Annotated in this window: 6 protein-coding genes and 1 pseudogene; 4 read left to right on the forward strand and 3 right to left on the reverse strand. The window is 36.9% G+C overall.

Translation table 11 applies throughout. The features are described 5' to 3' along the window. Positions 1-296 precede the first annotated feature (296 nt). Positions 297-455 (reverse strand): annotated as a pseudogene (locus tag F6K54_RS37050) (transposase); the annotation flags it as partial. 288 nt (positions 456-743) lie between these two features. Further along, positions 744-1,520 (reverse strand): peroxiredoxin-like family protein, encoded by a 777-nt coding sequence (locus F6K54_RS37055; RefSeq protein ID WP_293088952.1) that lies wholly within the window; start codon positions 1,518-1,520, stop codon positions 744-746. A 309-nt stretch (positions 1,521-1,829) separates the two neighbouring features. Here F6K54_RS37055 and F6K54_RS37060 point away from each other — a divergent pair, with 309 nt between their 5' ends. Further along, positions 1,830-1,976: a hypothetical protein gene (locus F6K54_RS37060; RefSeq protein WP_293088953.1), complete on the forward strand. Its 147-nt coding sequence runs from the start codon at positions 1,830-1,832 to the stop codon at positions 1,974-1,976. Between the two features lie 292 nt (positions 1,977-2,268). Here F6K54_RS37060 and F6K54_RS37065 read toward each other — a convergent pair whose 3' ends face one another. Then, positions 2,269-3,006: a Uma2 family endonuclease gene (locus F6K54_RS37065; RefSeq protein ID WP_293088955.1), complete on the reverse strand. Its 738-nt coding sequence runs from the start codon at positions 3,004-3,006 to the stop codon at positions 2,269-2,271. A gap of 624 nt (positions 3,007-3,630) precedes the next feature. Between F6K54_RS37065 and ftsH the strand changes: the two genes are divergently transcribed. The 3 genes from ftsH (at position 3,631) to F6K54_RS37080 (ending at position 6,902) form a co-directional block, all read left to right on the forward strand. Further along, the gene (gene ftsH / locus F6K54_RS37070) at positions 3,631-5,472 is read left to right on the forward strand and encodes an ATP-dependent zinc metalloprotease FtsH (protein WP_293088957.1); all 1,842 of its coding nucleotides are present in this window, start codon (positions 3,631-3,633) and stop codon (positions 5,470-5,472) included. A gap of 496 nt (positions 5,473-5,968) precedes the next feature. Continuing rightward, on the forward strand, positions 5,969-6,691 hold the full coding sequence (locus tag F6K54_RS37075; protein WP_293088959.1) for a transposase: 723 nt from the start codon (positions 5,969-5,971) through the stop codon (positions 6,689-6,691). A gap of 40 nt (positions 6,692-6,731) precedes the next feature. Beyond that, positions 6,732-6,902: a hypothetical protein gene (locus F6K54_RS37080; protein ID WP_293088961.1), complete on the forward strand. Its 171-nt coding sequence runs from the start codon at positions 6,732-6,734 to the stop codon at positions 6,900-6,902. The last annotated feature ends 105 nt before the right edge of the window (positions 6,903-7,007 follow it).

The following is a 7,007-nucleotide window of genomic DNA, read 5'->3' on the forward strand; positions in this document are numbered from 1 at the left end:
GAAGTAAACATTATAATAATTAACATTAACATAGCTAAAATTAGCAAAAAAGTTATTTGGCTAGTGTTAATTACTTAATAGCTGAAGTATTGCCCAAGTATAGCATTACTTTTGGGAATTGGTATAATATCATGTTCGGTTGAATACTTATAAATAACTGTTGTGAGGAGTCAGTCCTCAGGAGTCAGGAGTCAGGAGGGAAGAAAGGAGGAATACATAGGAAATATTGGAGATGGGGTATTGATAATTTCAGTATTTCTTTGGTACTGTCGATACTATTCAGTTTTTAAGTTTTATTATAACTGATTATCCGAACATGATATAACATTTAACTTTTCGGTCACAACAATGTCATAACAACTAGCAATTTCTGTTGTGACTTTGTGCTGCCAATCTTTTCTTCTGGCTGACTGTTTGGCCTTGAGTTTAGAGATTTTTCTCTTCGCTTTTTTCCATCTACTAGGACTTACGCATGAACGCTATTGGTAGGGTGTGTTAGCGCTAGCGTAACTGAGCAGCACACCTTATGTAGTGCCTTTGCGTAATATCATGTCCGGATAAGAGCGTGATAAAAAAACTTTCTCCTTCAACTCCAGTTCTTCTTCTTCCTTCTTCCAACTTCAGTCTTCCCTCCTGAGGACTGACTCCTGACTCCTGACTCCTCCGTCGTTATTTATTTATAACTGTTCAACCGGACATGATATAAGTCCTGATGATATTACCTGTTGCCTATTCCCTATTTCCTATTCCCTGTTCTCTGCTATAAAAGATAAAGGATTACTTTTATTAAAAGCAAAATCCAGAATGCCGCGATCGCAATGTTTGTACAGCAAATTCCCCTGACTATCAAACAGAAAAGTTGCACCTCTTTGAGTCAAATAAGCAGAATTAGGTACATAAGTTGACCAATTACTCAGAACTTCCGTCATATTTCTTAACCTCAGTGTCGCTAGTTCAAAAGGACGTTGAAAACCTGTTCCACCTGCAAGCTTAAAAAATGAACCTTTTAAAGGTGGTAAAGGTTTAGCATGGATGACTTCATCATCACCAATCAATTGAGGTGCTTTTTTATCTCCTAGATAACCTCTAAACACCTCCCCTAAAGTACCAGGACTACCAATACCAGCACACATTAACATTAGATTAACCCAAGCATTTTGACCTGTAGTTAATAAAGGGAATTTAACAGTTAATCCCCGATATAGTTCTAATTCTTGATGTAATTGAGCATCTGGATCAACAAACAGACATTCTGTGGGAAATCCAGTATATTCACAAAATTTCAAACCAGAAGCGCGATCGCCAATCCCAATTGCCCGTATTGTTACCCCTTTAGCTTGCAACTTGGCCGACTCTCGTTGTAACCACCAAGCATATTCCAGATTATCAAAATCGCCCAATTGTGACCAAATTAAAACTAAAAGACGATTAACATTCTCACAACCACTGAGGATAGGTGAAATTTCGCCATCACTAATTCTGAGACGTTGACTTTGCTTTAGTATCTGGTAGATATTCATAGAATTTAATGTTATTTATAACTGATTATCTGATTTTATATCATGTCCGGTTGAATATTTATAAATAACGAGGGAGGAGTCAGAAGGGAAGAAGAAGGAAGAGGAGAAGAAAGTTTTTTATCCCGCTATTAAACGGAGATGATATTAGTTAGGAAAAAACTCCTTTCTACCTCTCTGACTTTCGACTCTACTGACTCCTGAAATATCATAAATTTATTCAGAAACGCCTTTTTTTCAATCAAAGCTCTCAGGACTTACGCAAAGGTACTATATATAGAACCCCTAAGCGTATCTATTTAAAAATAGGAGATGGGGAGATGGGGGGATGGGGAGATGGGGGGATGGGGAGATGGGGAGATAAGAGTATTTTTCTACCTTCAAGGGAAGCTACCAGGTGCGCTATTGGGCGACGTGAGGTCGCATCCGCTTTTTCCCTATTCTCATTCTCGTTCCTGAATTTCCACTGGTTCGCTCAGACTAAGGACGGAAGCCAAAAGCACATACCGCGTCCAAAGATCCCAAATGGGTTCTATAGGGTGTCGCTCAGTTACGCTAGCGCTTTTCATGTCGCGGAGCGTTAACGGAGTTATGCGACAGCAAAACACACCCTACTAATAGCGTTCATGCGTAAGTCCTGGCTATGATAAGCTGTTATGCATTTAAACGACTTATTATTGTGTGCTTCGCTCAAGGAAAAACTCTTCTAACTTCTGACTTCTGACTTCTGACTTCTGACTTGCGCATAGCGCTATAGCTTATCTGGATCAATTCCTCTTTCTCTTAGTATTGCTGCCAGTCTGTCAGCTCGTTGTTTTTCTTGTTCAGCTCTTTGCTTTTCTTGTTCAGCTCTTTGCTTTTCTTGTTCAGCACGTTGATACTCCTGCTCTCTAAGTCGCTCTAATTCTATCGATGTCAGGAACTTGCGTCCATCAGGTCGATATATTTCTAAGGTATTCTCTGTGATTTGAAAACGAATATTCAAACGTGGACTTACCCAACCATCAATCTTTTCTATTGTTTCTAAGCGATCGCTTCCAGGAGAAGCAGGATCGTCCACTCTAATTAAACCTGTAAAATCTATTTTATCGGGGTCATAAATATAATATTCTTCGACTCCATGCTGTTGATAAAATAGCAATTTTTTATTCATTTCTTTCAGACGGTTGCCCGGTGATAATATTTCAAATACCACTTGGGGAGCAATATTTTCTTCCTCCCATTGTTTATAAGAACCTCTGTCTCCTTTTGGTCTACCAAATACAACCATAATATCAGGAGCAGTCCGAATTTTATTATTTCCTACTACCGGATACCAGAGGAAATCTCCAGCGACAAAAACATCAACAACCTCAGCAAATAAAATTTCTAAATTTTCTTTTATAGTTACAATCCAGCGAAATTGTTTTGTGTTATCTGCCATAGGTTGACAATCACTTTCTGGATAAATAATTTCTGGTTTAGTATCAGTTATTAGTTCTTGTACCATACTTTTTTGTTATGAGTTTAAAGTAAGTATTTGGGTGCATTTCAATGCGTGAATAAAGCCAAAAAGTTATTGCTTTTAGGGAACAGGGAACAGGGAACAGGGAACAGGGAATATATAGGAAAAAAGTATTTTTGCAAATATTAGATGCACCCAAGCATTTCCTCCGGAATGCTGCGCAAACAGCCGTCAGCTATCAGCTATTGTTTTTAATTGAGGATAAAAGCTTTATTAATTGTCTTACTACAAAAGTTGGTTCCTTTACCCTTAAAGTCTATATTAATTTAAACACTATTTTATATGAAAGACTCTTATTGCTAAATTCCGCAGTTCCAACCCAGTAAGCTAGCTGACAGCTAATAGCTGTTTGCACAGCATTCCACAGGAAATGCTTACGAAGCATTGGGATTGAAATTTGAAATATTCTCTTTTTTTATCCCCTTAAAAGGGGAAGCTTTAGACCTGAATTTTTAGGTAAAAAATATTTTTAATTGTTATCTGTCCCCTGTTATCTTAAATTAATTGGCAAAAACTCCACATTTCCATATTTTATATTATAATAAAGTATTAGTCTCAAATAAACGTTCAATATTTGAATCTATAGTTCACAATTATATCCCAATAAATATGAATCTTAAAAAGAAACCAAAAACTCCTAATAAGCGTCAGATTGGCAGTGCATTATTAATTTTGGCAGGTGTGTTATTAACAGCATATTTATTAGTGCCACGTCGTAAACCTCCTCGTGTTCCTTACAGTGTCTTTATTCAACAGGTAGAAAACGGACAGGTAGTGGGGGTTCAAATAGATGAAGAAAAAATTTTATATCGTCTTAAAGGAGAAGAAAATAAACCCGGACCTTTACTTGTCACTACTCCAATAAATGACTCTCAACTACTTCAGCGTTTAGAAGATAATAAAGTTTTATTTCAAGCTGCACCGCCTCAAAGTCGCTGGGTTGCTATTCTGTTAAATTGGGTAATTCCACCTATTATATTAGTATTAGCATTTCAGTTTTTTATGAATCGCGGTTCTCAAGGCGCTCTGTCAATGAGTAAGAATAAAGCGAAGGTTTATGTCGAGGGAGAATCAGATAAAATTACTTTTGCTGATATTGCTGGAGTGGAAGAAGCAAAGACAGAATTAACAGAAATTGTAGAGTTCTTAAAATCACCTAAAAAGTTCACTGAAATTGGAGCCAGAATTCCTAAAGGTTTATTATTAGTCGGACCTCCTGGAACAGGTAAAACTTTATTGGCAAAAGCAGTGGCAGGAGAAGCAGGAGTACCTTTTTTTAGTATATCTGGTTCGGAATTTGTAGAGCTATTTGTTGGTACTGGTGCTGCTAGAGTTCGTGACTTATTTAAAGAGGCAAAAAAGAAGGCTCCTTGTATTATTTTTATTGATGAAATAGATGCAATTGGTAAGTCAAGAACCAGTGGAAATTTTCACAGTGGCGGTAATGATGAACGAGAACAAACTCTCAATCAATTGTTAACTGAAATGGATGGTTTTGGTGCTGGAGATTTGACAGTTATTATCTTGGCTGCTACTAACCGTCCAGAAGCTTTAGATGCTGCTTTATTACGTCCGGGAAGGTTTGATAGACAAGTATTAGTAGACCGCCCCGACTTATCTGGTCGGGAAGCAATTTTAAATATTTATGGCAAAAAAGTTAAATTGGGAGAAGATGTAGATTTACATAAAATAGCAGTAAGAACTTCCGGTTTTGGCGGTGCAGATTTAGCTAATCTTGTTAATGAAGCTGCTTTATTAGCTGCTAGAAATCAAAGGCAAACTGTGGCACAAAAAGACTTTGCTGAAGCTATTGAAAGAGTAATTGCTGGTTTAGAAAAAAGAAGTAGAGTTTTGAGCGATCGCGAAAAGAAAATAGTGGCTTATCACGAGGTTGGTCATGCTTTAGTTGGGGCGATAATGCCTGGTAGTGGTAAGGTGGAAAAAATCTCAATTGTACCGAGAGGAATGGCAGCATTAGGTTATACTTTGCAACTTCCTACTGAGGATAGATTTTTGAGAAATGAACAAGAAATTAGAGGGCAAATTGCTACTTTTTTAGGAGGACGTGCAGCGGAAGAAATTATATTTGGAAATATCACTACTGGAGCTTCTGGAGATTTACAAAAAGCTACTGATTTTGCCGAACAAATGGTAACAACTTATGGCATGAGTAAAGTATTAGGACCTTTAGCTTATGAACGGAGTGGCAAGGGAGGATTTTTGGCGAATGGTGGGGTTAATTCCCGTCGTTTATTGAGTGAAAAAACTGCTGAAGCAATTGATAATGAAGTGAAGGAAATTGTAGAGAAAGCTCATCAAGAAGCTTTAGATATTTTGAATCATAATCGAGATTTGTTGGAAAAGATTTCTCAGCAAATTTTAGAACAAGAAGTGATAGAAGGTGAGGAGTTATATAATTTATTAGACCAGGCGCGATCGCCTTGGGAATAATGAAGTCAAAAGTCAAAAGTCAGAAGTTAAAAGTTATTTTTGTTAGGACTTACGCATGAACGCTATTGGTAGTGGACTATTTCATCTTAAATGTTACAATAGAAAAATTGTAAGAGGATATCTGAAAAGTTTTTTGATACTGAATTTTGCCCCCCTAGCCCCCCAATTTTGGGGGGAACAAGAGTCAATTTGCTTGCTCTAGTACCCCAATTTTGGGGGATACGCGGGGGCTTGGATATAGCAAATTTCTCAGACAACCTCTCAGAGATTGCTTCACTACCGTTCGCAATGACAATTCTAATGCACTATTTTAGATGAAACAGTCCAGTAGGGTGCGTTAGGCGCTAGCCGTAACGCACCACATAATAAATTGATTATCACTAATCTGTGGGGTTATTAACTGTTAAACTTAAACCGTAGAAAATAGTTGTAAAATTCACACTCATTGTTGTAATATTAAATAGGTAACAACTAAAATCTGAAAAATAGAAAGTGAATGCGACTTGTTGACAGACATATTATTAACCGAACACATATCTATTGGCGGGTGTGTGATGAGTTAGCCTTTAAATCAAAAAACTTGTACAACTTGGCTAATTATTATTGTCGTCAGCATTTTTTCAAGTGTGGAAAAAGTCTAGATTTAACCAAGCTATACCATGCTACCAAAGATAGCGATGCCTATAGAGCATTACCAACGAAAGTATCAAAACAAATAATAAAATGCTTGGTTGCAACTTGGCGTGGTTATTTTCAGGCTATAAAAGAATGGTCAAAACGTCCAGAGAAGTTTTTGGGGAAGCCCAAAATACCCAAATATAAGGACAAAACCAAAGGCAGAAATGTAGTTATCTATTCAAAGGAATCAGTCTATAAAGCTCCTCTAAAAGATGGTATTTGTCACTTATCTATGAGTGATCTCAAAATACCTGTAGTTGTGGAAACTGTAATCGAAGTCAGGATAGTACCTGCTACGAGCTGCTATATAATTGAAGTAGTCTATGAAAAAACTCTTCAGCCACAAATAAACTCAAGATATGTAGCGGGGATTGACTTAGGGATTGACAGTAAGGTAGCTCTATCTACAAACAAGCCTGGTGTGAAACCTATGCTGATTAACGGGAAGCCACTAAAAAGTGTCAATCAACTATATAACAAGCGTAAAGCTAAGTACCAAAGTCACCTCAAAGGCAACAGAAAAACTAGCCGGATATATTGAGGCGTTAACCTATCACCGAAATCGTTTTGTCGAGAATTATTTGCATAACACCAGTAAATTAGTTGTCAATTATTTAGTGACTAATAATATTGGTACTGTAGTCATAGGAAAAAATGATAACTGGAAACAAAGTGTAAATATAGGCAAAAAAAACAACCGAAATTTTACTCAAATACCTCACTTAATTGTTAATTCAACAGATAACTTATAAGTGTCAACTGGTTGGGATAAAAGTCATTGAAACAGCAAGATTGTTACACCAGTAAAACTTCTGCTATTGACCTAGAAAAACCAATTAAACATGAAACTTATGGGA

The sequence above is a fragment of the Okeania sp. SIO3B5 genome, assembly GCF_010692555.1.
GTDB lineage: Bacteria > Cyanobacteriota > Cyanobacteriia > Cyanobacteriales > Microcoleaceae > Okeania.